The sequence below is a fragment of the Aureimonas sp. D3 genome (genome assembly GCF_001463805.1).
GTDB lineage: Bacteria > Pseudomonadota > Alphaproteobacteria > Rhizobiales > Rhizobiaceae > Aureimonas > Aureimonas ureilytica_A.
Window position 1 is genome coordinate 1 of the sequence record NZ_BBWM01000047.1, and the last position, 24126, is coordinate 24126.

Sequence of the window (24126 nt, forward strand, 5' to 3'; positions counted from 1 at the left end):
CGTATGCGTCCGCCCGCCCCCATCGCGCCGGCGCGCTCGGTGCGGCGCGGCGACCTGCCGCCGGATGCGGTTCTCGAAGGGCCGGCCCGCGTGGTGCGCCCGGAAGACCTGCCGCCCGACGCGGTGCTGGAAGGCCCCGCGCCCGGCGGTCGGGCAAGCGACCGTTCCCTGTTCCGAGACTTCTTCAACAACTGATCGCGAACCGGGCGAAGGCGACACAACGAAAAAGGCCGTGGGGCAGTCCCACGGCCTTTTTTGCATTTCTGGAGCCTGCCGCGCGTCAGATCGCCGGCCGCTCCTTCGAGGAGGAGGCGTCGTCCGGGCGCAACTCCTCCTTGGCCGCACCGGCCGCAGCCTTGGCGACGGAGGAGACCTTTTCGGCGATCGTCTCGCCCGACCCGTCGGAGGGCTTCAGCCCCTTATTCTCGGCCTCGGCGCTGCCCGCCTCGTAGGCTTTGGTGGCGGCGGTCTCGACCGCTCCGGCCATGTCGCGCCCGCGCTCCAGCGCATCGTCGCGCAGGCGATCGCGTGCCTCGCCCATCAACTCGTCCTCGACACGGGTGGAAGGCAGAGCCGCGCCGATGGCCGCCCCCACCGCCAGCGCCACCGCGCCGAGGATCAGCGGTTCCTTCTGCAAGGTGTCGAGCAGCGAGCGCTGGGCGTAGCGGCCGTAGGACGAGGCCTGATCGCCCAGATGCGAGGCGCTGCGATAGGTCGAGGAACCCGCATGGGCGAGGGCGTCGCGCGCATCGTGGGTGAGCCGCGTCGCGCTGTCGGAGGCGGCCGACGCGCCGCTCGACACGGCACCCGCCGCGCCGGACACGCGATCGGCCAGCCCGGAGGCCACCGAGCGCGTGCTGTCCGCCACCGCGCCGCCGGCCGAGCGTGCCCGGTCGGCCAGACCCGGCGACGCGTCGGCCTGCGAACCCGCGCGGGCAGCAACGCCACTCGTGCCGGAGCCTTCGCCGAGCGAAGACGGATAGCGCTCCGGCGACCGGCCGGTGTCATGGCCGTGGCTGCTCGACCGTGCGCCTTGACCGAGAAGCAGCCACGCGGCACCAGCCCCGATCAGGCCGAGGGCCAGCGGATTGTCGCGCACTTGCCGATTCAGATTGTGCAGCATCTCCGCGCCCTGGCCCTCGCGGGCATAGGTCATGAACTCGTCCACCATCTGGCCGGGAGACAGCTTGCCCTTCAAGCTGTCGAGCGTGGCGTCCAGGCTGGAGCGGCGATCTTCGGCCTCGCGGGCCAAGCGGTCTGTCTCGAGGCTCATCGGGTCTGCTCCTTGGCGAGTTGGCCGTCCTTTTGAAGCTGGCCGAGCGTGCGCTCGGGCGCGAGATTGACGGCTTCGAGGCTTTTCTTGCCAGCGGCCAGAAGCACGACGCCGATGGCGGCGATGATCACGCCGACCAGAAGCGCGGCCCAGGCGGGGTCCATGTATTTCGCCATCGCCGTGACCAGCGCGCCGGCGAGGATGATCAGCGACACGAGAAGGCAGATCGCGCCCGCCACGAGCGAGCCGCCGGCCAGTTGCATCTGGCTCAGCTTGTCGGAGAGTTCCGCCCGGATCAGGCGGCCCTCGGTGCGAAACAGCTCCGTCGCCTCGCGCAGGACATCGGCCAGAAGATCGGGAACGCTGCGGGTTTCACGCGGCTCGACGCTCATCGCTTGTCTCCCTGAAGGCTGGAGGAGGAGCCCGTCAGGCTCTGCGTGTTGGTAGAGCCCGATGTGCCGGGCGCGCCGAGATCGGCGCGAGACTCGGTGCGGCCGGCCGAGCCGGATTTCGCGCCGCCCGACAGAAGATCGGCATCCGGCGCGCCGGGGCCGAGCGGATCGGCGGCGAGCGCGGACGAGCCGGACGATGCGATGGCTTCGCTGGTGGGCACGCCCGACGCGAGGCTCCCCGGCATCGAAGCGCCCATCGCGCCGGCGGGCGGGCGCGTGACGGCGCTGGCGCCGGGAACATGGCCCGTGCTGCCGCTGGTCTTGGTGACGGTGCTGTCGTGACCGGACGACGCGCCGTGCGAGGCGTAGCGCGCGGCGCTTTCGCCGGAGCCCGTGTGGGAATGCTCGCTCTCGGCTGTCGGCAGAGCGCTCCTCACCCTGTCCGCGTCGGCATGATCGCCCGAGGCGCGGGCGAAGCGGCCCAGCGCCACGCCGGCCAGCGTCGCGCCGATCAGAAAGGCGGCGGGCTGGCGACGGGCGAAATCCGCGACCGAGCGCGTCACGTCCTGGAGATCGCGACCCTTGAGCGCGCCGGAGGCCTGCTCCAGTCCGGCCGCGACCTGCCGCACGAGGCCGGCGGCCATGGACTGGTCGCGCTCTCCGAGTTCGTCGGAGGCCTTGCGAATGGCGGCGGTAAAATCCTCCAGACTGCTGGCGGCGGCAGCTTTCCCGCTTTCAGCCGTCTCATAGGCCTTGGACCGCGCTTCGGACATGAGGCTCGACGCCTCGTCGCGCAGACTGGCCGAGGCCTGCGAGGCCTGCGCACGGGCCGATTGGCCTTCGCGTTCGGCGGCCTGCGACAGGGTCTGGCGATCGTCGCTCCAGCGCTCTGCGCCGGTTGGATTGTGCGTTGATGACATCCCGGACCTCCTCAGCGCAGCCCGAGAAACGACAGGATCGCCAGAACGACCACGATGAGGCCGATCAGATAGATGATACTGTGCATGGCTCCGCCTTCTTGTTGTGTGGGCGTCTCCTCCGCGTCGTCGGATGCGGCGAAGACCGTTCGCAAGCCAAGCGAACCATTCGGGGCGAAGTTCCTGCGCAAGGCTCGCCCAAAGGGGGGTTTTCCTTTGGGCGTCCATGCTTAGGCGGGTATGGAGCGGGAAAATCGCAAGCTGTGGCGCGCCGATCGAAACGGTGTCTTGCGCCCCTCAAGCCCCATTCATATATAGCCTCCAGCCTCGCCGGGAGGGATCATCCCCGCCCCTCGGCGACACGACGAATCCGCTAGGTGCCGCCTTTCGGAATGCCTCGAACGGGGGTCCGGGCTGCACGCTCTTAAAGGAGAAATGAACATGGCGAAGGTGATCGGTATCGACCTTGGCACGACCAATTCCTGCGTCTCCGTCATGGACGGCAAGACGGCGAAGGTGATCGAGAACGCCGAAGGCGCGCGTACGACACCCTCCATCGTCGCTTTCTCGACCGACGGCGAGCGTCTGGTCGGCCAGCCGGCCAAGCGCCAGGCGGTGACCAACCCCGAGAACACGCTGTTCGCGGTCAAGCGCCTGATCGGCCGTCGCTACGACGACCCGACCGTTGCCAAGGACAAGGGCCTCGTGCCCTACAAGATCGTCAACGCTTCCAACGGCGACGCCTGGGTCGAAGCGCATGGCGAGAAATATTCGCCGAGCCAGGTCTCGGCCATGATCCTTCAGAAGATGAAGGAAACCGCCGAAGCCTATCTCGGCGAGAAGGTCGAGAAGGCCGTCATCACGGTTCCCGCCTACTTCAACGACGCGCAGCGTCAGGCGACCAAGGACGCCGGCCGCATCGCCGGCCTCGACGTCCTGCGCATCATCAACGAGCCGACGGCGGCCGCGCTCGCCTACGGTCTCGAGAAGAACGACGGCAAGACGATCGCGGTCTACGATCTGGGCGGCGGCACGTTCGACGTGTCCGTGCTCGAAATCGGTGACGGCGTGTTCGAGGTGAAGTCGACCAACGGCGACACGTTCCTCGGCGGCGAAGACTTCGACATGCGCCTCGTCGATTACCTGGCCGGCGAGTTCAAGAAGGATCAGGGCATCGACCTGAAGAACGACAAGCTCGCTCTTCAGCGCCTGAAGGAAGCGGCCGAAAAGGCCAAGATCGAACTCTCGTCCGCTTCGCAGACCGAGATCAACCTGCCTTTCATCACGGCGGACGCGACCGGCCCGAAGCACCTGACGCTGAAGCTGACGCGCTCGAAGTTCGAAGCGCTGGTGGACGATCTCGTGCAGCGCACGGTCGGCCCGATGAAGGCCGCCCTCAAGGATGCGGGCCTGACGCCGAACGACATCGACGAGGTCGTTCTCGTCGGCGGCATGACGCGTATGCCCAAGGTCCAGGAAGTCGTGAAGGGCTTCTTCGGCAAGGAGCCGCACAAGGGCGTCAACCCGGACGAAGTCGTCGCCATGGGCGCGGCGATCCAGGCCGGCGTTCTGCAGGGCGACGTGAAGGACGTTCTCCTTCTCGACGTGACCCCGCTTTCGCTCGGCATCGAGACGCTGGGCGGCGTGTTCACGCGCCTGATCGACCGTAACACGACGATCCCGACCAAGAAGAGCCAGGTCTTCTCGACCGCCGAGGACGGCCAGAACGCCGTGACCATTCAGGTCTATCAGGGCGAGCGCGAGATGGCGGCCGACAACAAGTCGCTCGGCCGGTTCAACCTCGAGGGCATTCCGCCCGCACCGCGCGGCGTGCCGCAGATCGAAGTGACCTTCGACATCGACGCCAACGGCATCGTCAACGTGTCGGCCAAGGACAAGGGCACCAACAAGGAGCAGCGGATCACGATCCAGGCTTCGGGTGGTCTCTCCGACGCCGACATCGAGAAGATGGTCAAGGAAGCCGAGGCCAACGCCGACGCCGACAAGAAGCGCCGCGCCGCCGTCGAAGCCAAGAACCACGGCGAAAGCCTCGTCCACTCGGCCGAGAAGTCCCTCAAGGACTATGGCGACAAGGTTTCGGCCGCCGACCGTCAGGCGATCGAGGACGCGATTGCGGACCTGCGTGCCGAGCTCGACAAGTCGGACGCCGATGCCGACGCCATCAAGGCCAAGAGCGAGAAGCTCGGCGAGGTCTCGATGAAGCTCGGTCAGGCCATGTACGAAGCCTCGCAGAGCGATGGCGGCGCGGACGCGACCGCTTCGCAGGGCGGGGCCAAGGCCGAGCATGACGACGTGGTCGATGCCGACTTCGAGGAAGTGCAGGACGACGGCCGCAAGAAGTCGGCCTGATCTCCTTCTATCACTGCCAGCAGCCCCGGTTCGAAAGAGCCGGGGCTGTTTCTGTTTGGAGCGGATGCTCGGCCTCCCATAGGCGGCACCGCCCGACCTCCACCACCTGAAGGTCAAACCGATATCTCCAAGCAAGGCTTAACGTTAACCCGAGGTAAACCTCCCACTCTGACTGCCGGGTGAGCCCTTTCCGTCTATAATGGCCTTCAGCACCTGAGATGGACTGGGCCCTGAGAGGCGAAGCCGATGCATTTCCGCATTTTCGATTGCTGGCGTTTTGCCGCCGCGCTTCTCGTGATGACCTATCACTTCCTGTTCTTCGCGCCGGGCCAAGCCGCCTATACGGAAACCGATCTTCTGTTCCGGCTCCTGCCGCTGCTCGACATGTTCTTCATGATCTCGGGCTTCGTGATCATGAGCCGCTATGGCGACCGCATCGACACGCTGCCGGCCTATGCGACGTTCCTGCGTCGGCGCATCGCTCGGCTTTACCCCTTGCATCTTCTGACGCTCGCCTTCTTCGTCGGCGTGGCGCTGATCGGCCGCGCCGGCTTCGTGCATCTTCAACTGCCTGAGCGTTGGGATCTCCACGCGGTGCCGCTGCATCTCCTGGCCATCCATGCCTGGGGCACGACGAACGCACTCTCCTTCAACTACCCGTCCTGGTCGGTCAGCGCGGAAATCTTCTGCTATCTCCTGTTTCCCCTGGTGCCCTTCGTGGTGCGCAGGGCCGGCGCGCTCGGCCTGACGCTCACGCTCGCGGCTTATGTCGTGGCTCTGGAAATCGCCAGCCGCGCCGGCTTCTTCCCGAGTGGCCATTGGACCACAGCCGACACCTATGGCGCTTACCGCGCGCTCGCCGATTTCATGGCCGGCGGCCTCGCCTCGCTTCTTGTCACCCGGCGCGCGCTGAACGTGACCTCGCATGCGCCGGGCCTCGTCAGCCTGGGACTAGCCGTCGCCTGCATGGTGTGGCAGATCGACGTCCACGCCACGCTTCTCTTTTTGTTCGGCGCGATCCTCCTGATCGGCCTGTCGGAAAGCGCGCGGCCCGACTCCACCCGCGCTCTGGCGCCGGCGATGAAGCTCACCTGCGTTTCCTTCGGCATCTATCTCTGGCATCCCGTCATGGAGACGCTGTTCCTGTCGATCCTTTGGAAGCGCGTCATCGAGCCGACGGGCTGGATCGGCTTCCACGCCTATCTGGTGCTGCCGATCCTGGCCTCGATCCTCGTCGCGCTGCTTTGGCATTATACGCTGGATGGCCGGATCGCCGCGCTTCTGGCGGGCACGCACCGCCGCACCGCCCCTGCCGCGCGCCTCGCCAACGCCTGACGCATCGCGGTCAGCGCCTGAGTTTCTTCGATTTTTCGCGCCACGGCTTCCATTGCGAGAGCCGTGGCGTAAACATGACAGGTGGCTACGATACGGCCATGCGGCGCGCGCGGCCGTCTTTCTCGCGAGCCTTGCCTATGGTAACGCGCCGGAACAGCGCTTACATGCCAGAACGCGCCTTTGCGGCGCGCGCCGGGATCGGCTTGCCTCGTCTTTGCGACAGGGCGCGGCCATCCCGCATTCCACTCGGTGCGAGAACGGTGAAGCAGTGTCCGTGAAGGTCGATTACTACGAAACGCTCGGCGTCGCGAAAACCTGTGACGACAAGGTTCTGAAGGCGGCGTTCCGCAAGCTCGCCATGCAATATCATCCGGACAAGAACCCTGGCGACGCTGTCGCCGAGGCGAAGTTCAAGGAGATCGGCGAGGCCTACGAGGTTCTGAAGGACCCGCAGAAGCGCTCGGCCTATGATCGTTACGGACATGCCGCCTTCCAGAACGGCGGCGGTGGCGGTGGGTTCCGCGGCGACTTCTCCTCTTCCATGGCCGATATCTTCGACGACATCTTCGGCGAGATGATGGGCGGGCGTGGCCAGACCCGGCGTCAGGGCGGCAATTCGGGCGGGCGCGAGCGCGGCTCGGACCTGCGCTACAACATGGAAATTTCGCTGGAAGAGGCCTATCTCGGCAAGACCGCCGAGATCAGCGTGCCCACCACGATCCAGTGCGACGTGTGCAACGGTTCGGGCGCCAAGGCTGGCACCGCGCCGCGCACCTGTCCCACCTGCGGCGGCATCGGCCGCGTGCGCGCGGCGCAAGGTTTCTTCTCCATCGAGCGTACCTGCCCGACCTGCCAAGGGCGCGGCGAGATCATCGCGGACCCCTGCGGCAAGTGCGGCGGCGAAGGCCGCCTGCCCGAGGAGCGCAACCTTTCGGTCTCGATCCCGGCCGGCATCGAGGATGGCACGCGCATTCGCCTCGCCGGGGAAGGCGAAGCGGGCCTGCGCGGCGGCCCGGCGGGCGATCTCTACATCTTCCTGTCAGTCAAGCCACACGAATTCTTCCAGCGCGACGGGGCGGACCTCTTCTGCAAGGTGCCGATTTCCATGACCACCGCCGCGCTCGGCGGCTCCTTCGAGGTCACGACGCTCGACGGGGCCAAGACGCGGGTCAAGGTTCCCGAAGGCACGCAGTTCGGCAAGCAGTTCCGCGTCAAGGGCAAGGGCATGCCGGTTCTGCGCTCGGCGCAGATGGGCGATCTCTTCATCCAGATTTCCATCGAGACGCCGCAAAGCCTTTCGCGTCGCCAGCGCGAACTGCTACAGGAGTTCGAGGAAATCTCCTCGTCCGAGAATTCGCCGCAATCCACCGGCTTCTTCTCGCGCATGAAGGAATTCTTCGAAGGCCTCAGCGACTGAGCCTTCGCTGAAAGGGTCGGCTTGCCCTCCCTTTCCCGCCCTTCGGGCGGATCATCCAGGCATAGGTGGGGTCGATCCGGCCGCGCCTGTGTCTCGCGCCGGGAGCCATGCCCCGACACGGGTCCTGCCGGATCGCTTTGAGGGAGATCCGCGCCTGTCGACCACCCCGCTCCGCAAGCCGCCTTTGGCCGAGGCCAGTTTCCTGCGCGAATGGCTGCGCCAGCCGCTGAAGGTCGGGGCCGTGTCGCCCTCGTCCAAGGCGCTGGCCGAGCGCATGGCCTCCTACGTGCCCCTGCCGGGCGAGGACGGCGTGATCCTGGAACTTGGGCCGGGAACGGGCGTCGTCACCCGCGCGCTGCTGAAGCGGGGCGTGGAAGCGGACCGGCTTCTGTGTCTCGAATACGCGCCCGAATTCTGCGCGCTTCTGCGCTCGCTCTTTCCCGCCGTGCATATCCTGCGAGGCGATGCCTATCGGCCGGGGGCGGACCTCGACGCATGGCTGGATGGACGCCCCCTCGCCGCCGTCGTCTCCAGCCTGCCCCTGATGGCGCGACCGGAGGACGAGCGCAGCGCGGCGCTCGGTGCTTATCTTGATCGTCTGCCGGTCGGCGCGCCCTTCGTGCAGTTCACCTATTCGCCCGCCCTGCCGGTTCGGCCCGAGCGCGTCGAGGCGAAGGTGGAGGTCAGCCCCTGGGTGAAGCTCAACATTCCGCCCGCCCGCGTTCTCGTCTATCGGCGAGGCTGCCCCAAGCTCGCCGGCACCATCGGTTAAAAAAACATTTCCTTCGCATTTGCGTCATCAAGCTTGTCTCATTCCGGCGGTATGAGAGGTTAGCAGAAGCGACTCGAACCGGGAGGAATGGCGATGGAACGCCGTACGGACGCCGCGACGACGAACAAGGACGAGCGGAACGCCGATCTCGCCCGTTTTTTCGGAACCTGGATTCGCCATCCGATCAAGATGGGCGCCGTCGCCCCTTCATCCGCCCGCTATTGCGCGACCATGGTCGGCGCGGCGACGACGGAGCTGAACGGGCCGATCCTCGAACTCGGGCCGGGTCTCGGCGTCGTCACCCGCGCGCTTCTGAATGCCGGCGTCGCGCCCGAGCGCATCACCTCGATCGAATATGATCGCGAATTCGCCTCGACCCTGCGCGAGCGCTTTCCGCGCGTGAACGTGATCCACGGCGACGGGTTCGATCTCGATGCCACGCTCGGCGACGATGGCGAGACGAAGTTCGCCGCCATCCTTTTCGCCATCCCGATCGTCCACATGGAGCAGGCGGAGCGTCAGGCGCTGTTCTCGCGCTACTTCCGCCGTCTCATGCCGGGCGGCAACCTAACCCAGCTGTCCTATCTCTGGAAGCCGCCGGTCAAATCCGTGGCCGGCGTGTTCGACGTGTCCTCCACGCCGATCGTCTGGGACAACATCCCCCCGGCGCGCGTCTGGATCTATTCGCAGGCCGCGCCCTTCGCAGCGGCAGGCGCGGTGCATTGATCCCACGCCTTCTCGTTCTTTCCGGCTCGCCCCGGCCCGATGCGCCCGAATCGCGCCTCGCGGCCGAGGCGGCCCGGCTTCTGGCGGCTTCGAACACGCTGCTGACGGCAGCGAGCCTCGCCGATTATCCGCTTCCGCTCTTCGAGGGCGGGAGGGACGAGGCCTTGCCGCAGAATGCTTGGCTTCTGGCGCAGCGCATCGCCCTGCAGGATGGGGTCCTGATCGTCAGCGGCGAGCACCATGGCGGAATGCCGGCCCTGTTGAAGAACGCGATCGACTGGATCGCCCATGCGGCGGCGCGCGAAAACCGCCCGCTCGATCCGTTCCGCCGACTGGTGGTGGCGCTGGCCGCCGCCGCACCGGACGCGATGGGCGGCCGCGAAACCCTTGGACAATTGCGAACCGTTCTGGCCTATCTCGGCGCGGAGGTGATGACGCGCGAGTTTCGCTTGGGCGAGGCGGGCACGGCCATCGACGCTAGCGGCCAGCTGACGCGGCCGGGCGATGCCGAGCGGCTCAGCGACTTTCTGGATGGGGCGCTGGATCATGTGGGCGCATTGGGGCGTCAGGCCTGAAAGCATGCGGGATAGATCGGAGGCCGACACCACGGCTGGTTTAGACCGCCCCGTTTCGTTGCACCGGCTCCCCTCGTGGTTTTCCCGGCCTTCGAACACCTGCCAGGGAACGCGATTGACGCCCGGCGGCCATTGGGTATCCGGAGCGATCCGCCAGAGCGCGCCGTCCAACTCGTGATGAGCGCGCAGGCTGCATGGGCCGAACTTGCTTTCCCGCGATCTTTGGGCATGTTCCCCAGCGAAGGCGTCCTGCCGGCCAAATGGCCTATCGGCCAGAGGAGTTGCATGTGAGTTTCGATCCCGATCCGCCCATGGACCCAGCGACGGTGCGACGGGACATGCGGCGGTATCTCCACGCCCATTGGCGCGCCTTCAGCCTTCAGGGGTTGCTGATGGCTTTCGCGGGCGTTGCGGCGCTGCTTCTGCCCTTCGTCGCGACCATCGTCTCCACGCTCTTCTTCGGCTGGCTTCTGATCCTTCTGGCCTTCGCCGGGCTGATCGCCTGTTTCCGAATGCGCGGAGCGGAAGGGTTCTGGAGCAATCTCGCCTTCACGCTGCTGACGCTGCTGCTCGGCGCGATCATCCTGTTCGACCCGTTCGCTGGAGCGGTGACGCTGACCACGGCGCTTGCCGTCTATTTCCTGCTGGTCGGGCTCGCGACCTTTCCGCTGGCCCTCGCCTTTCGCCAGTCGACCGGGCGCTTCGTGCTTCTGGTCGTGTCGGCGCTGGTCAATGTGGCGCTGGCGCTGTTCCTCGTGATCGGCCTGCCGGGCACGGCGGTCTGGGCCGTCGGCAGCTTTCTCGGCATCTCACTGTTGATCTCCGGCATCAGCCTGCTTCTGGCCGCGCTCGACGCGCGCACCGGGCCGAAGGGCGGCTCGGGCCGGCGCTGAGCGGACACGCAAGGCGGGGCGCGCGGTCGCCCCGGCCGCGATCGATCAAACGTGCTGACCGCCATTGATGTGGATTTCCGCACCGTTCACATAGGACGCCTGTTCCGAGCAGAGGAAATAGATGATGTCGGCGACTTCGGCGGTCTTGCCGAGCCGGCGCATCGGGATCTGCTCCACGATCTTCTCGGTGCCCGGCGAGAGGATCGCCGTGTCGATCTCGCCCGGCGCGATGGCGTTGACGCGCACCCCGTCCGGCCCGAAATCGGCGGCCATCTCGCGCGTCAGCGAGGCGAGCGCGGCCTTGGACGTGGCATAGGCCGTGCCCGCGAAGGGATGCACCCGGCTGCCGACGATCGAGGTCACGTTGACGATCGAGCCCTTGGCGGCGGCCAGTTCCGCGTGGAGCCCACGCGCCAGCATGATGGGCGCGAAGAAGTTCACCTGGAACACGTCGCGCCAGACATTCATCGGCGTGCGGATCGAGTCCATGCGCGCGCCCTTCTCGGCTTTGGGCGAAATCGCGGCATTGTTGACCAGCGCGTTCAGCTGGCCGCCATTTTTCTGGAGCCGCTGGCGGATTTCCGAAACCGCGAAGCCGACATCCTCGGGGTTGGCGAGATCGACCTTGATGTGGTCCTCCGCGCCCGCCGGCCAGGGGCAATCCACCGCGAAATCCTGCCGCGAGCAGGTGATGACGCGCCAGCCCTCTCGCGAAAAGCGCTTGACCGTGGCATGGCCGATGCCGCGCGAAGCGCCGGTGAGGACGATCGTCTTGCGGGAATCGCGCGGCTGGGCTTCGGACACGGCGGAACCTCATGGATAAGAAGAGCGCCCACGCGCCTCGCGCGGGCGTTCGGCCGGTTGATTTCACGCGGACCTGCCCCTCCTTTAGCGCAAGGGTGCGCGGAAGGGAAAAGACTTCCTTCCGCCTCGCCCCGGCCTCCCGTCCCGCCGCACCGGGACGAGGCCGCGTGCGCGTTGCAAGGAAAGGTCGCCGCCACATGACACGAGGCTTGGAGCGCGAGGCGCAAGGGGAATGTGGGGTCGAAGCGAGCGGGCGCGCCGCCCGCTCGAGGGGATCGCGCTGGGGCCTGGGCCGCTCCGCCCGCGTCGCTCTCGTCAGCGCGCTCGCCCTTTTGGCTGCGCCGGCCGGCGCCGCCCCGTTGCCCGATCTTGCCAACTGGAGCGGGGTCGAGAGCGCGGCGCGGGGGACCAGCGTGCGGATCGCCGTGCCCAATGCGCCGCCCGCCGCGCTCGCCTATCTCCAATGGGCGTCGGGGGAACTCAGCCATCTTTACGGTGTGACGCTGGAGGTTTCCGCCGAGGCGAGTGCCGCGTCGGCGCTCGCTTCGACGAAGGGCGGAACCGTCCCCGATCTCGTCTGGATCGAGGGCGACGGCTTTCCCGCGATGATGAAGGCTGGCCTTCTCTCCGCTCCCTTTGCGGACCGTTTGCCCAACTGGCGCTTTGTCGATCTCGAACAGCATCCGAGCGTCCTGTCGGATGCGGGCGAGCCGAGCGATTTTCGTCTCGCGCCCTGGGGCCTGCAAAAGCTGACCTTCTTCACCGACACCGCGCGCACCGGCCCGGTGGAGGGCTTGCCCCGCTCGGCCGAGGCGCTGGTCGCCTATGCCGAAGCGCACAAGGGCCGGGTCGCCCTCCCCGCGCCCGGCAGCCTGACGGAGCGGCGCTTTCTGGAACAGATGCTGTTCGATCTGGCGGACGAGCCCTCCGTCCTTCTGCGCCCGGTGGAGGAGAGCGACTTTTCCAGCGTCAGCGCGCCGCTCTGGCGCGCTCTGGATCGGCTCCGCGCGGCCAGCTGGCACGAGGGCCGCTCCTTTCCCTGGAGCGACGGCGAAGCGCTCGACCTTCTGGCCAAGGGCGAGGTGGACGTCGTGGCTGGCCTGAACCCGATGGGCGCAGCCAGCGCGATCCGCCAGGGCCATCTGCCGACCACCGCCCGCCCCTTCCTGTTCGACGGCGGCACGATCGGCGGCACGCATTTCCTCGCCATTCCGCAAGCTGCCACCCAGCCCGCCGGGGCACTGGTCGCAGCCAACTTCTTCTTGTCGCCCGAGGCCCAGCTTCGCAAGGCCGATCTCGCCGGCTGGGCGGACTCGAGCGTGCTGGCCGCCAAGACCCTCCCCGCCCCGCTGGCGGATCGGATGCGCGCGGAAGCGCGAGACCCCGCCATCCCGTCGGCGCGGGCGCTGGGTTTCACCATCGCCGAGCCGCATCCCGGCTGGGGCGACAAATTGGCCGAGGAATGGGCGCGGAGGTCGAAGCCTTGAGCCAGACACCGCTTTCGCCAACCCGGCGCGCCCGCAACTGGCGCCGCTTCGGGCTGGTCCTGAAGAACCGGCCGCGCCTTCTCGTGTCGATCGCTTTGATGGCGGCGAGTTTCGCCCTCCTGCCCCATTCCATACGCGGCTCGACCCGCGCTTTGATCGCCTGGGATGTTGGGGTGCTCTCCTATCTCCTCTCGGTCGGGCGCATGATGATGCGCGCCGATCTCGGCCTCCTGCGCGCCCGCGCCCGGCGGCAGGACGAAGGGCGGCTCGCCGTTCTGATCGTCACCAGCCTTTGCATCTTCGCAAGCTTCGGGGCCATTGCGGCCGAGCTGCACGGCCTCGGCAACAACGCGACCCATAGCCCCGGCCGCCTAGCGCTTGCGGGCGTCACCGTGCTCTTGTCCTGGGTGATCACGCAGGTCGTCATGGCGCTGCACTATGCCGGGGAATTCTACGGCGACCCCAAGGCCGAAGGCGGCCTTGCCTTTCCGGGTGGCGACACGATGCCGGACTATCTCGATTTTCTCTATTTCAGCTTCACCATGGGCGCAGCGGCCCAGACCTCGGACGTCGCCGTCACCTCGCGCGGAATGCGCCAGCTCGTGCTGGCCCACACGATCCTCGCCTTTCTGTTCAACACGACGATCCTCGCGCTGGCGGTGAATGTGGGGGCGAGCGTGATCTGATTAGAACTCGAGGATCATGTCCCAGCGATCCAGCCCCGGCCCGTAGCCGTCCGGGGTCACGGACAGGGTTCGGAAGCCGAAGCGGGCGTAGAAACCTTGCGTGTGCTGGCTCGTGTCGAGCCTGATCCGGCGAAGGCCGGGCTTCGTCGCAGCCATGCGCAGACGCGCCTCGGTCAGCGCGCGCCCGAGCCCTTGGCCGTGGGAGGTGCGATCGACCATGCCCCAACACAGTTCGCCCGTTGCGCCATCGGCCGAGACGCCGAGCCCGCCGCAGGCGACGACGCGGCCTTCGCGCTCCAGAACGAGATAGGTGCCATCGGAGCGCTGCCGATCCAGAAAGCGCGCGAAGTCGGCGCGCTCGGACAGGGCGAAGAAGCGCGGCACATTGCCGTCGAACAGGGCGAGACAGGCGTCGCGGTCTTGGGGCTCATAGGGGCGCGGGCATGGGATGGCGCGATCGGGGTGCTCACTCATGCGCCCCGCATGGCCATTTTCGACGGGTCTGGCAAGATCGGGGGGCTGGACCGCTTCTCTCCTCGTCGCGCTTCTGATCGCACATCGGCCCGCGCCGCTGGACTTGCGCGCCGCCGCCCGCCAAAACGCCCGGCATGATCGCGCTGCCCACGCTTCCCGTTTCCGCCGTCCTGCCCGATGTCTCGCGCGCACTGGCCACCCATGGCTCGGCCGTGCTCGTCGCCCCGCCCGGCGCGGGCAAGACGACGCTGGTGCCGCTGCATCTCCTGAACGACCTGCCCGAGGGGCGCATCCTTCTGGTCGAGCCCCGGCGCATCGCCGCGCGCGCGGCGGCCAGCCGCATGGCCTCGCTGGCGGGCGAGGAGGTCGGCGGGCTCGTCGGCTGGCGGATGCGGCTCGACACGCGCGTTTCGGCCCGCACGCGGATCGAGGTCGTGACCGAGGGCGTGCTGACGCGCCTTCTCATCTCCGACCCCGAACTCAACGGGACGGCGGCGATCCTGTTCGACGAGTTTCACGAGCGCTCGCTGGACGGCGATTTCGGTCTGGCGCTGGCCCTCGATGTGCAAGGGGCGCTGCGGCCGGACCTGAAGCTTCTCGTCATGTCCGCGACGCTCGATGGCGCGCGCGTCGCCTCGCTCCTGTCGGATGCCCCGGTCGTCCAGTCCGAAGGCCGCGCCTTTCCGGTCGAGATTCGGCACCGCGACCGCGCGCCGGACGAGCCGGTGGAAGACGCCAGCGCGCGCGCCGTGCTGGAGGAGCTGACGGGCGGCTCGGGCTCCATCCTCGTCTTCCTGCCCGGCCAGCGCGAGATCGAGCGCACGCTGGAGCGGCTGCAAGGGCGCGTGCCGGAGGATGTGATCCTCGCTCCGCTCTTCGGCGCGATGGAAGGCGCGGCGCAGGATGTCGCCATCCGCCCCGCTCCGGCCGGGCGGCGCAAGGTCGTGCTCGCCACGACGATCGCCGAGACGTCGATCACGATCGACGGCGTGACCACGGTGATCGACAGCGGGTTGAAGCGCCAGCCGGTTTTCGAGCCCGCCACCGGCCTGTCGCGGCTGGAAACGGTGCGCGTCTCTCGCGCCTCGGCCGAGCAGCGCGCCGGCCGCGCGGGGCGAACCGCACCGGGCACCGCCATTCGGCTGTGGCGCGCCGAGCAGACGGCGGCGCTGGAGCCCTTCGACCGGCCCGAAATCCTTTCCACCGACCTTTCCAGCCTGCTTCTCGACTGCATTAGCTGGGGCGCGACCGATCCGGCGAGCCTGCCCTTTCTGGACAAGCCGCCCGCGCCGGCCGTCGCCGAAGCGCGGCTCCTCCTGGAAGACCTCGGCGCGCTGGACGAGAGCGGGCGGTTGACGGAGGCGGGCGAGCGCATGCGCGCCCTGCCGCTCGGGCCGCGCCTCGCGCGCATGGTGACGGGCGCGGCGCAGGGCGAAAGCCGGCGTCTGGCCGCCCGCCTCGCCGTGCTGCTGGGCGAACACGGACTCGGCGGCAACGAGACCGACCTGTCGGAGCGCCTGCGCCGATGGGGCGCCGACCGCAGCCCGCGCGCCAAGGCCGCCCATGATCTCGCCGCGCGCATCATGCGCCAGGCGGACGGGCCGGGCGAGTTGGAGAGCGACGAGCCCGGCGCGCTGCTCGCCCTCGCCTATCCCGATCGGATCGCCATCGCGCGCGGGGCGCGCGGCAGTTTCGTCCTGTCGAACGGGCGCGGCGGGGCACTGGAGGAAACCCACGCGCTGGCACGCGAGCCGGCCTTGGTCGTGGCCGATCTCGGCGGGCTGGCTCAGCCGAATACGCAAGCGCGCGTCGGGCGCATTCGCGCCGCCGCCCCGCTTTCGCGCGAGGCGCTCGAAGCCGTCATGGCCGCGCGCATTCGCGAGGAGGAGGTCGTCGCCTTCGACCCCGGCAGCCGCAGCGTGCGGGCGCGCCGCCTGCGCCGGCTCGGCCGCACCACCTTGAGCGAGGCGACCCTGCCGCTTCCCTCCGATGGGCGCGTGACGGAGGCGCTGATGGCCGGCATCCGCCGCCTCGGCATGGGCGCGCTGCCTCTGGGCAAGGACGGCGAGCGGTTGCTGCAACGCCTGCGCTTCGTGGCACAAGCCGATGAAAGCTGGCCGCGCTTCGACGACGAAACACTTCTGGACACGCTGTCCGACTGGCTCGGCCCCTATCTGCCCGGTATCTCGTCGCTCGGTGCCATCGAGGCGGGAAACCTGCATGAGGCGCTTCTCTCGCGCCTGCCGCCCGGCGAAGCGCGCCGCCTCGACACGCTGGCCCCGACGCATTTCCCCGCCCCCACCGGCTCGCACCATCCGATCCGCTATGAGGCGGACGGGCCGGTTCTGGCGATCCGCGTGCAGGAACTCTTCGGTCTCAAGGCGCATCCGCGCGTGGCCGGCGGGCGCTGGCCGCTGACGCTGGAGCTTCTGTCGCCCGCCCATCGTCCCATTCAGATCACGCGCGACCTGCCGGGCTTCTGGGCCGGCTCCTGGGCCGACGTGCGCGCCGACCTGCGCGGGCGCTACCCCCGCCATCCCTGGCCCGAAGACCCGGCGTCCGCCGCGCCCACGAACCGCGCCAAGCCGCGCACCTGAAACCGGGAACAGAACCCTGCGGATCGGCCCATCGGCCCTTTCCGCCCATGGGCGTCGCCGCCGATGCCCGCCGGCAACGCCCCCCCTCGCCGGTCCTCCGCCGCAGGGTGACGTGCCCGGCTCTGAAAATCCCTCTCAGAATCTTCGGCTGAAGGCGGGCCGAGGGATGTTTCGCCGGCCCGCATGGAGCGAGGCGCACCGATGGGAGGGCGCAGGGCCAAACCTCCGACACTGCGAAGGACGGGCCAGACGCCGAACTCGCTCCGAGGGATGAACAGACCCGACCGGCCGCCTCCGTAAAGGTTATGCAAGGCGCTGGTCAGCCAGTTCCGCGACCACCGCGCCGCGCGTCCATCGGCCACCCTGTCGGACGACATCGGATGTTCTATCTCTTGACGGATCAAGGGAAAGCTGCACCGCGATGATGAAACTGCCCGGTCCGTCCGACTTCGACGCCCCGACCTGGCCGCCGCGCCGCCTGCGCGAAAGCCAGCGGATGCGGGTGGCGACGTTGACGCGGCTGCGCTGGCTATCGGTCGGCGGGCAGATGGCGGCCTGTATCTTCGTCGCCTGGGGCCTGTGGTATCCCTATCCCGTTATCGCCTGTCTCAGCCTGATCGCGCTGTCGGCGCTTCTCAATATCGCGATCGGGCTGAGCTATACGCGCACGCAGCGCCTGTCGCCGCGTCAGGTCACGGCGATCCTGACCTTCGACATCCTGCAACCGACCGGCCTTCTGTTTCTCACGGGCGGCATTCAGAACCCGTTCTCGATCTTCCTGATCGTGCCCGCCATGATCGCGGCGGCCACGCAGCCGGCCGCCGTTACGATCGGCCTCGGCATTCTGGCGGTGGCGGCGGCGACCTTTCTGGCCTTCTTTCACTACCCCGTGCCCTGGCCGTCGGACCTGCCCTTCAACCTTCCCTTTCCCTATCTCGGCGGCATGTGGTTCGCGCTGGTGACGACGCTGGTCTTCGCCACCTTCTATATCTACCGCGTCGCCGCCGAAGCCCGCACCCTGTCGGACGCGCTGACCGCAACGGAAATGGTGCTCCAGCGTGAGAACCACTTGTCGGCGCTGGATGGCCTGGCGGCGGCGGCCGCGCACGAACTCGGCACGCCGCTCGCCACCGTCGCGCTGGTGGCCAAGGAAATGGGCCGCTTCACCCCGCCCGACCATCCGATGCGCGAGGACATCGATCTCCTGATCACCCAGACCGAGCGATGCCGGGCGATCCTGCGCCAATTGTCCAGCCTATCCTCGTCCTCGGAGGAGCATATGGCACATTTGCCGCTTCTCTCCCTGATCGAGGAAGTGATCGCGCCCCATCGCGATTTCGACATTGCCATTCGCGTGTCGGCTGGGCGCCGAACGGGGGCGGAGCCGGTGCTTCGGCGCAATCCCGGCATTCTCTACGGGCTCGGCAATATCGTGGAAAACGCCGTGGACTTCGCCACGGGCGAAGTCGTGGTGGATGTCTCCTGGACGGCCGATCATGTGGCGATCCGTGTGATCGACGACGGCACGGGATTCTCGTCCGATGTCCTGTCGCGGATCGGCGATCCCTATGTCTCGCCGCGTGAAAGCGAGCCGCGCCAGTTCGGCGGCAATCTCGGCCTCGGCGTCTTCATCGCCAAGACGCTGCTGGAGCGCTCGGGGGCGCAGATCACATTCGGCAACCGCCCGGAAGGCGACCCGCAGGGCGCCAGTGTGCAGATCGTCTGGGCCCGCTCGACGCTCGACACAAGACTGGCCTCCCAAAGTGCTTCGCCGTCCACACATTATGCAGCCGATAGTTTCAGCGAGTTTGACGTTTCCCGGCTTTGATTTCAGTCCCCTGGTGCCCCATATCTTGATGCACAAGGGATATGGGCCATGCTGACGCACGAGAACGATTCTTCATCCCTCGCCGAGATCCGTGTCGAGGGCGACAACTCCATTCTTCTGGTCGACGACGACAAGCCGTTCGTCACGCGCTTGGCGCGCGCTTTCGAACAGCGCGGCTTCGACGTTCGTACCGCCGAAAGCGTATCGGATGGAACGGGTGCCATCCGCGCCGCACCGCCCGCCTATGCCGTCGTGGATATGCGGCTCGGCACCGGCAACGGGCTCGATGTGATCGAGGCCTTGCGTCAGGCCAGGCCCGACGCGCGTGTCGTCGTTCTCACGGGCTACGGCAATATCGCGACGGCCGTAAACGCGGTGAAGCTCGGCGCGATCGATTATCTCGCCAAGCCGGCGGATGCCGACGAGGTGATCGCCGCCTTGATGCGCGATCCTAACATCAAGGCCGAGCCGCCCGAGAACCCAATGTCGGCCGATCGCATTCGCTGGGAACATATCCAGCGTGTTTACGAGATGTGCGATCGCAACGTATCGGAAACGGCCCGCCGCCTGTCCATGCACCGTCGCACGCTCCAGCGCATTCTCGCCAAGCGCGCGCCCCGCTAGACCGATCCGCTTCGGGCTCGCTGAATTCGATCCTGCGGGAAGCCTCTCATTGCCCCCGTGCGGTCATGTTCGGCCAGCCGCGTTCAGGCGTGTCGATAGGTGGGTCTGAGCCAGGATGAAGCCCGCGATGTCCTTTTCCGGCATCGGGCGGCTGATGAGGTATCCCTGCACCTCGTCGCAGCCATTCGCTTCCAGCCAAGCCAGCTGAGACGCGTATTCGATTCCCTCCGCCACGATGCGAAACCCCATCTGGCGAGCGATATTGATGGTTCCCCTCACGATCACCTCGCTGTCGCGGCATGAGCCGATGCCGTCCACGAAGCTTTTGTCGATCTTGAGTTGCCGGAAGCGACGGTCGCGGATCAGGCTCAGGGACGAGTAGCCGGTTCCAAAATCATCCAGCGCGATGGTGGCTCCGAGCGCCTTGAGTTCCGTCAGCGCTTGGCGCGTCAACGCGTCATTGTCGAACAGAGCGGTTTCCGTCATCTCCAGAACGAGGCGCGTCGGCGGTAATCCACTGTCCCGCAACGCTCGGGCGACCTCCAGCACGAAGCCCGGCTGCTTCAACTGCAACGGCGAAATGTTGACGGCCAGCGCGATCTCGGCTGGCCAGGCCAAGGCGTCCTGCGCCGCACGGCGAAGAACCCATAGACCGATCTTGCCGATCAATCCGCTTTCTTCAGCCAAAGGAATGAAGCGATCGGGACCGATCGGCCCCCTTTCGGGATGTGTCCAGCGCAGCAGCGCTTCGAAGGACGACAGCGAACGGGTCTGCATGTCCATGATCGGCTGATACACGAGATGAAGCTCGTCATGGTCGATCGCCCAGCGCAGATCAGCTTTCAGCTTCTGGCGCTCCTGCGTCTCTCCGGCCATGTCGTCCGAAAAGAGGCGATAGGTGTTCCGCCCTTCCGCCTTGGCCCTGTAAAGCGCGATATCGGCGTTTCGAGACAATTCCTCCAGATAGCCATCCTGGCTGCGCCCCAAGGCGATGCCGATGCTGGCCGTGACCACGAACGAATGCTCCATGATCTCGACCGGCGGGATGAGAGCCTCCAGAACCGTGCGCGCGAGTCTGGCCTGCGTCGCGGGATCGTTGCCACGAAGGTATAGGACGAATTCGTCGCCGCCGAGCCTCGCCAGAAAGACATCGTCGCTGACGACCGCCTTCAATCGACGGCCGATTTCGTTGAGGAGAAGGTCGCCCGCGCGATGACCGAGCGTGTCGTTGATCAGCTTGAATTCATCGACATCGATGTAATGAATCGCGACCGGATGCGCTTCGCTCATCAAAGCCCGTTCGGCAAACTCCTCGAAGGCCGCGCGGTTCGGAAGGCCGGTCAAGGCATCGATGAACGCGAGGCGCTCGACGCGAGTCTGCGCGTCGTGATGCCGGATCGCGATGGCGCAGAGATCGACGCAGGTCTCGACGATGCGCCGCTCCATCTCGCCGGGACCGCGATGGCTCGTTCGATAATAAAAAGCGAAGGTTGCAAGCACGCGGCCATTATCGCCGATGATCGGGCTCGACCAGCAGGCCCGCAGACCAAACGGCAAGGCCAAACCGCGCGCCACCTCCCAAAGAGGATCGCTCTCGATGTCGGTGACGACGACCTCTCGACCATGAAAGGCTGCCGTGCCGCAGGAGCCGGCCTTCGGTCCGCAGGGGATTGCATGAAGCAACGTGCGATAGGAGTCCGGCAGACTCGGCCCCGCCAGCAGATGCAGACGCCCATCCCCGTCGAGGGTCATGATCGAGCAGATGACATCCGAGGCCAGTTGCTCCGCGCTTCGGCACAGCAACTCCGCAAAGGACGAGAGGTCACGTCCCATCGCAATTTCACGGAGCATCTCCGTTTGCAATTCGAGCAACCTGATCACGACGAAATGGCTTCCTCAAGACTTGCCCACGGGCGCTCCTTGAAGTTGTATCCAAAATTCGTTGACAAAGCGGTTTGCTCGACCCTGCGTATCGAGGAAACTTTGGCAAGGGCCCTCGGCCTTGTGTCAGACTTGGGCCGCTCTATTTGGCATCAGCCTATGGCCTATTGCGCAAAGAGCGCGCGAGGGATGACAGACGGCTCAGGCGACCGGGCTGGGCGACTGGGCTGGATCGAGATGCCTGAGATTTTGGAACGCGCTCAACCGTCCTCGTCCAGCGCCAGACCGCCCTCCGTCAGGAACGGGTTGGCGCTCCATTCCGCGCGCAGGAGACGATCGGAGGCGATGCGCGCGAAGCGCAACGTCAGGGCCTTTCGCGTGGCGGGCGACATGCGCTCCTCCGGCGCCTCGCGCAGGATTTCCGCCCCGTAGCCATCCGACAGGATGAGGCCGCAGCATTCGGGAAAGATGTCGGTCGGAACGCCGGGATGGGTCGCGAAATACAGCCGGTCGCAATGCAGCCGATAATCCGGCCATTTGCGATCGACGCGGAAATCCTCGATCGAGGATTTGATTTCCACGATCGTGAACTCGCCCTTTTCCGACAAGCCGAGCAGATCGGCGCGCCGCCCGGTCACGAGCGGAATTTCGGGCAGGACGGACACGCGCATCTGAATCATCAGGCGCTGCACGCCCCGACGCACCAGCATGGCGCGTTCGGACTGGCGCCCGTCGATCAGCGGATCGCGCTGGTTCAGCGAAACGATAGGCATAACGGGGAGTTAACCTATGCTTGAGCTTATCGGCAAGCCAAAACGGGAACAAAAGCAAAACGCGACAGGGTGTCGCGTGAGGTTCGCAACGCCTGCGGATAGCTCTCGGGCAGATGGGAGGTGCGGCCTATCCCTTCCCGCCACAGGCCAAGCAGGCCTTCGAAGGTCAACACGGCGAAGGGTTCCGCGCGCGGGCCGAGCTCGCCTGATCGACGCGGTCCGCTTGTCCAACAACCCGCTCAGAGGCCCGGCGCTTCGTCCACGAAACGATGGCGGATTTCGGCGGCGACGCGCATCGGCGCCTCCAAGCTCGGCAGGTGGCCGCATTCCTCCAGAAGCACGAAGCGGGCGTCGGGCATGGCGCTCGCCATGGCCTCTCCGGCGGAAGGCGGCGAAAATTGGTCCTCCGCGCCCCAGAGAAGAAGCGCGGGGCAGGTGATACCAGAGACATCGGCTGTGCGATCGGGGCGCGAGAGCAGCGCCTCGTTCTGCGCCAGAAGAAGGCTCGCGCCGGCTCGCCCGGTCATCAGGCGGAATGTGTCGGCCGCCGCCGCACCGCGCCCTTCCGGCTCGAACACGATGCGCCGCGCCATGTCTTCCAGCATATCGGCTCCGCCATCGGCCTCGATCGCGGCGCGGCGGCGCTCCAGCGGCGCGGGGTCCGTCACCCCCGCCGGCCCCGCGCCCATGACCACGAGCCCCCGCACCTGGGCGGGCGCCATCAACGCCACCTCGCGCGCGACATGGCCGCCGAACGAGGTGCCGGCGACAAGAAACGGCCCCTCGCCGGCCGCATTCAGCACCGCCTTGGCACAGGCCTTCATGTCGGGCTCGGCCGGGATCACGGTCCGGTAGTCGAAGTCCGGCCGCAGCAGCGGCACGAGCGGTTCGTAGAGATCGCCGTCGCAGGCAAAGGCAGGAATGAAGACGAGGCGCATCGGGTCGCTCCGGTGTCGGGATCGGGGCACGGTTGCCTGATATAGGGCGCCATCCCCCGGTGCCGACGAGGAAGCGCGTCTTTCTCCACAAACGAAGTTTGCCCGCCTCCCCATTTGCTGCGCGGGCGAAGCGGGCGTAAGAGCCGGCATGGAACGTCCTCGATGCGACGCTCCGATCGGACCGGCCCGAGCAGGCCCGGATCGACCGCCGCCCATCCTTTGCGCCTTTCACGATCGGACCTTTCATGCAGACACGTCCTCTCGGCCGCACCGGTCTCCAGGTCAGCCGCATCTGTCTTGGAACCATGACCTTCGGCGAGCAGAACACGGAGAGCGAGGCTCATGCCCAGCTCGACCGCGCCCATGAGTTCGGCATCAACTTCCTCGACACGGCAGAGCTTTACCCGATCCCGCCCAAGGCCGAGACGCAAGGGGCGACGGAGCGCCATATCGGCTCCTGGCTGAAGGCCCGGGGCCTTCGCGACCAGCTGGTGATCGCGACCAAGGTCGTCGGCCGCTCCGACTCCACCTGGTTCCGCGCGGACGGGTCGAAGCCGCGCCTCGATATCCGAAATATTCGCGAAGCACTGGAAAGCTCGCTGAAGCGCTTGGGCGTCGAGGCGATCGATCTCTATCAGGTTCATTGGCCGGACCGGCCGACCTCGGGCTTCGGCTCCGTGCCGACGCGCTGGAAGTCGCCCGAAGAGGACCCGAGCGAAGTCGCCATCGAGGAAACGCTGGATGCGCTGGGCGAGCTCGTAAAGGAGGGCAAGGTCCGCCACCTCGGCCTGTCCAACGAATCCGCCTGGGGCACGATGCGCTACCTCGCCCATGCCGAGCGGACGGGCGCACCGCGCGTCGCCAGCATCCAGAACGCCTATAATCTCCTGAACCGGGTGTTCGAGCCGGCGCTGGCCGAGGTCGCGCTGCGTGAAGACGTCGGCCTTCTCGCCTACTCGCCGCTCGGCCAAGGCTATCTGACCGGCAAATATGCCGGCGGCGCGCGGCCGGCCGGCTCGCGCAAGGCCCTGTTCGACCGTCTTCAGCGCTATGAGAAGCCCGGCACGGCCGAAGCGGTGGACGCCTATGTCGCGCTGGCGGAGCGCTTCGGCTTGAAGCCCGCCACCTTCGCCAACGCTTTCGTTCTCGCTCAGCCTTTCGTCACGGCCACGATCATCGGCGCGACGACGATGGAGCAGCTGGAGGAATGCCTGGCGGCCGAACACGTCACCTGGACGGACGAGATGCAGGCGGCGGTGGATGCGGTTCACCAGCGCGTCGGCAACCCCGCGCCCTGATAGGGTCTGACCGGCCCACCCGCTTTTCGCGCGGGTCGGGCCGGCCTGCGTCGAAGGGCGTCGGGC

At 67.1% G+C, this 24126-nt stretch carries 23 protein-coding genes; 14 read left to right on the plus strand and 9 right to left on the minus strand.

All coding sequences use genetic code 11. From position 1 onward, the window contains the following. Positions 1-195: hypothetical protein (locus tag AUL36_RS24230; RefSeq protein WP_192843837.1), on the plus strand; the 195-nt coding region annotated here is incomplete at its 5' end. Positions 196-280: 85 nt separating this feature from the next. Here the strand turns inward: AUL36_RS24230 and AUL36_RS13915 are convergent. Genes AUL36_RS13915 through AUL36_RS23830 form a run of 4 tightly spaced genes read right to left on the minus strand, consistent with a single transcriptional unit; the run spans position 281 to position 2737 of the window. Then, complete coding sequence (locus tag AUL36_RS13915; protein WP_062221755.1) at positions 281-1273, minus strand: DUF3618 domain-containing protein; 993 nt, start codon at positions 1271-1273, stop codon at positions 281-283. After that, on the minus strand, positions 1270-1665 hold the full coding sequence (locus AUL36_RS13920) for a phage holin family protein (RefSeq protein ID WP_062221757.1): 396 nt from the start codon (positions 1663-1665) through the stop codon (positions 1270-1272). Before AUL36_RS13920 ends, AUL36_RS13915 begins: the two co-directional genes overlap by 4 nt. Continuing rightward, complete coding sequence (locus AUL36_RS13925) at positions 1662-2585, minus strand: hypothetical protein (RefSeq protein WP_062221759.1); 924 nt, start codon at positions 2583-2585, stop codon at positions 1662-1664. Before AUL36_RS13925 ends, AUL36_RS13920 begins: the two co-directional genes overlap by 4 nt. Positions 2586-2596: 11 nt before the next feature. Then, positions 2597-2737, minus strand: a complete 141-nt coding sequence (locus AUL36_RS23830) for a hypothetical protein (protein WP_156418389.1) — start codon at positions 2735-2737, stop codon at positions 2597-2599. 286 nt (positions 2738-3023) lie between these two features. On the opposite strand from AUL36_RS23830, the gene dnaK reads away from it, so the two are divergent. From dnaK to AUL36_RS13960, 7 genes are all read left to right on the plus strand, one after another. Continuing rightward, positions 3024-4952, plus strand: a complete 1929-nt coding sequence (gene dnaK, locus AUL36_RS13930; protein WP_058635866.1) for a molecular chaperone DnaK — start codon at positions 3024-3026, stop codon at positions 4950-4952. 246 nt (positions 4953-5198) lie between these two features. Then, positions 5199-6287: an acyltransferase family protein gene (locus tag AUL36_RS13935; RefSeq protein WP_058635856.1), complete on the plus strand. Its 1089-nt coding sequence runs from the start codon at positions 5199-5201 to the stop codon at positions 6285-6287. Positions 6288-6561: 274 nt separating this feature from the next. Then, positions 6562-7704 carry a molecular chaperone DnaJ gene (dnaJ, locus tag AUL36_RS13940; protein WP_058601124.1) on the plus strand — a complete coding sequence of 381 codons (1143 nt, stop codon included), beginning with the start codon at positions 6562-6564 and terminating at the stop codon, positions 7702-7704. 88 nt (positions 7705-7792) lie between these two features. Next, positions 7793-8476: a class I SAM-dependent methyltransferase gene (locus AUL36_RS13945; protein WP_244497129.1), complete on the plus strand. Its 684-nt coding sequence runs from the start codon at positions 7793-7795 to the stop codon at positions 8474-8476. 93 nt (positions 8477-8569) lie between these two features. Beyond that, the gene (locus AUL36_RS13950) at positions 8570-9202 is read left to right on the plus strand and encodes a class I SAM-dependent methyltransferase (protein WP_058601126.1); all 633 of its coding nucleotides are present in this window, start codon (positions 8570-8572) and stop codon (positions 9200-9202) included. Beyond that, positions 9199-9777 (plus strand): NADPH-dependent FMN reductase, encoded by a 579-nt coding sequence (locus AUL36_RS13955; RefSeq protein ID WP_062221761.1) that lies wholly within the window; start codon positions 9199-9201, stop codon positions 9775-9777. Before AUL36_RS13950 ends, AUL36_RS13955 begins: the two co-directional genes overlap by 4 nt. A 287-nt stretch (positions 9778-10064) precedes the next feature. Beyond that, complete coding sequence (locus tag AUL36_RS13960) at positions 10065-10670, plus strand: HdeD family acid-resistance protein (protein ID WP_062221806.1); 606 nt, start codon at positions 10065-10067, stop codon at positions 10668-10670. Between the two features lie 45 nt (positions 10671-10715). On the opposite strand, the gene AUL36_RS13965 is transcribed toward AUL36_RS13960, so the two are convergent. Then, positions 10716-11474 (minus strand): SDR family NAD(P)-dependent oxidoreductase, encoded by a 759-nt coding sequence (locus tag AUL36_RS13965; protein WP_058601117.1) that lies wholly within the window; start codon positions 11472-11474, stop codon positions 10716-10718. Between the two features lie 197 nt (positions 11475-11671). On the opposite strand from AUL36_RS13965, the gene AUL36_RS13970 reads away from it, so the two are divergent. Together AUL36_RS13970 and AUL36_RS13975 are read left to right on the plus strand one after the other, a co-directional pair. Further along, positions 11672-12961 carry an ABC transporter substrate-binding protein gene (locus tag AUL36_RS13970; protein WP_062221763.1) on the plus strand — a complete coding sequence of 430 codons (1290 nt, stop codon included), beginning with the start codon at positions 11672-11674 and terminating at the stop codon, positions 12959-12961. Next, a complete protein-coding gene (locus AUL36_RS13975; protein WP_202814760.1) occupies positions 12958-13647 on the plus strand; it encodes a DUF1345 domain-containing protein in 690 nt (229 codons plus the stop codon). The genes AUL36_RS13970 and AUL36_RS13975 overlap by 4 nt, the downstream gene beginning before the upstream one ends. Here AUL36_RS13975 and AUL36_RS13980 read toward each other — a convergent pair whose 3' ends face one another. Then, complete coding sequence (locus AUL36_RS13980; RefSeq protein ID WP_062221766.1) at positions 13648-14121, minus strand: GNAT family N-acetyltransferase; 474 nt, start codon at positions 14119-14121, stop codon at positions 13648-13650. It abuts the gene before it with no gap. 134 nt (positions 14122-14255) lie between these two features. On the opposite strand from AUL36_RS13980, the gene hrpB reads away from it, so the two are divergent. From hrpB to AUL36_RS13995, 3 genes are all read left to right on the plus strand, one after another. Continuing rightward, a complete protein-coding gene (gene hrpB, locus AUL36_RS13985) occupies positions 14256-16718 on the plus strand; it encodes an ATP-dependent helicase HrpB (protein WP_062221768.1) in 2463 nt (820 codons plus the stop codon). 421 nt (positions 16719-17139) lie between these two features. Next, positions 17140-18546, plus strand: a complete 1407-nt coding sequence (locus AUL36_RS13990; RefSeq protein WP_082640207.1) for an ActS/PrrB/RegB family redox-sensitive histidine kinase — start codon at positions 17140-17142, stop codon at positions 18544-18546. A gap of 48 nt (positions 18547-18594) precedes the next feature. Beyond that, positions 18595-19170 (plus strand): ActR/PrrA/RegA family redox response regulator transcription factor, encoded by a 576-nt coding sequence (locus AUL36_RS13995; protein ID WP_062221770.1) that lies wholly within the window; start codon positions 18595-18597, stop codon positions 19168-19170. A gap of 63 nt (positions 19171-19233) precedes the next feature. Here AUL36_RS13995 and AUL36_RS14000 read toward each other — a convergent pair whose 3' ends face one another. From AUL36_RS14000 to AUL36_RS14010, 3 genes are all read right to left on the minus strand, one after another. Then, entirely contained in the window at positions 19234-21003 is a 1770-nt protein-coding gene (locus AUL36_RS14000) for a putative bifunctional diguanylate cyclase/phosphodiesterase (protein WP_192843838.1), read from the minus strand. Positions 21004-21311: 308 nt separating this feature from the next. After that, positions 21312-21824: an MmcB family DNA repair protein gene (locus tag AUL36_RS14005; protein WP_058599180.1), complete on the minus strand. Its 513-nt coding sequence runs from the start codon at positions 21822-21824 to the stop codon at positions 21312-21314. Between the two features lie 239 nt (positions 21825-22063). Then, positions 22064-22762: an alpha/beta fold hydrolase gene (locus AUL36_RS14010; protein WP_062221774.1), complete on the minus strand. Its 699-nt coding sequence runs from the start codon at positions 22760-22762 to the stop codon at positions 22064-22066. A 245-nt stretch (positions 22763-23007) separates the two neighbouring features. Between AUL36_RS14010 and AUL36_RS14015 the strand changes: the two genes are divergently transcribed. Continuing rightward, positions 23008-24060, plus strand: a complete 1053-nt coding sequence (locus AUL36_RS14015; RefSeq protein ID WP_062221776.1) for an aldo/keto reductase — start codon at positions 23008-23010, stop codon at positions 24058-24060. The last annotated feature ends 66 nt before the right edge of the window (positions 24061-24126 follow it).

Coding starts and splice junctions, on each gene's coding strand:
- hrpB (WP_062221768.1), top strand. CDS start 14,256: ATGATCGCGCTGCCCACGCTTCCCGTTTCCGCCGTCCTGCCCGATGTC.
- dnaK (WP_058635866.1), top strand. CDS start 3,024: ATGGCGAAGGTGATCGGTATCGACCTTGGCACGACCAATTCCTGCGTC.
- AUL36_RS13970 (WP_062221763.1), top strand. CDS start 11,672: ATGACACGAGGCTTGGAGCGCGAGGCGCAAGGGGAATGTGGGGTCGAA.
- AUL36_RS13920 (WP_062221757.1), bottom strand. CDS start 1,665: ATGAGCGTCGAGCCGCGTGAAACCCGCAGCGTTCCCGATCTTCTGGCC.
- AUL36_RS14000 (WP_192843838.1), bottom strand. CDS start 21,003: ATGGGACGTGACCTCTCGTCCTTTGCGGAGTTGCTGTGCCGAAGCGCG.
- AUL36_RS13995 (WP_062221770.1), top strand. CDS start 18,595: ATGCTGACGCACGAGAACGATTCTTCATCCCTCGCCGAGATCCGTGTC.
- AUL36_RS14005 (WP_058599180.1), bottom strand. CDS start 21,824: ATGCCTATCGTTTCGCTGAACCAGCGCGATCCGCTGATCGACGGGCGC.
- AUL36_RS13935 (WP_058635856.1), top strand. CDS start 5,199: ATGCATTTCCGCATTTTCGATTGCTGGCGTTTTGCCGCCGCGCTTCTC.
- AUL36_RS14010 (WP_062221774.1), bottom strand. CDS start 22,762: ATGCGCCTCGTCTTCATTCCTGCCTTTGCCTGCGACGGCGATCTCTAC.
- AUL36_RS13980 (WP_062221766.1), bottom strand. CDS start 14,121: ATGAGTGAGCACCCCGATCGCGCCATCCCATGCCCGCGCCCCTATGAG.
- AUL36_RS13990 (WP_082640207.1), top strand. CDS start 17,140: ATGATGAAACTGCCCGGTCCGTCCGACTTCGACGCCCCGACCTGGCCG.
- AUL36_RS13950 (WP_058601126.1), top strand. CDS start 8,570: ATGGAACGCCGTACGGACGCCGCGACGACGAACAAGGACGAGCGGAAC.
- AUL36_RS14015 (WP_062221776.1), top strand. CDS start 23,008: ATGCAGACACGTCCTCTCGGCCGCACCGGTCTCCAGGTCAGCCGCATC.
- AUL36_RS13925 (WP_062221759.1), bottom strand. CDS start 2,585: ATGTCATCAACGCACAATCCAACCGGCGCAGAGCGCTGGAGCGACGAT.
- AUL36_RS13915 (WP_062221755.1), bottom strand. CDS start 1,273: ATGAGCCTCGAGACAGACCGCTTGGCCCGCGAGGCCGAAGATCGCCGC.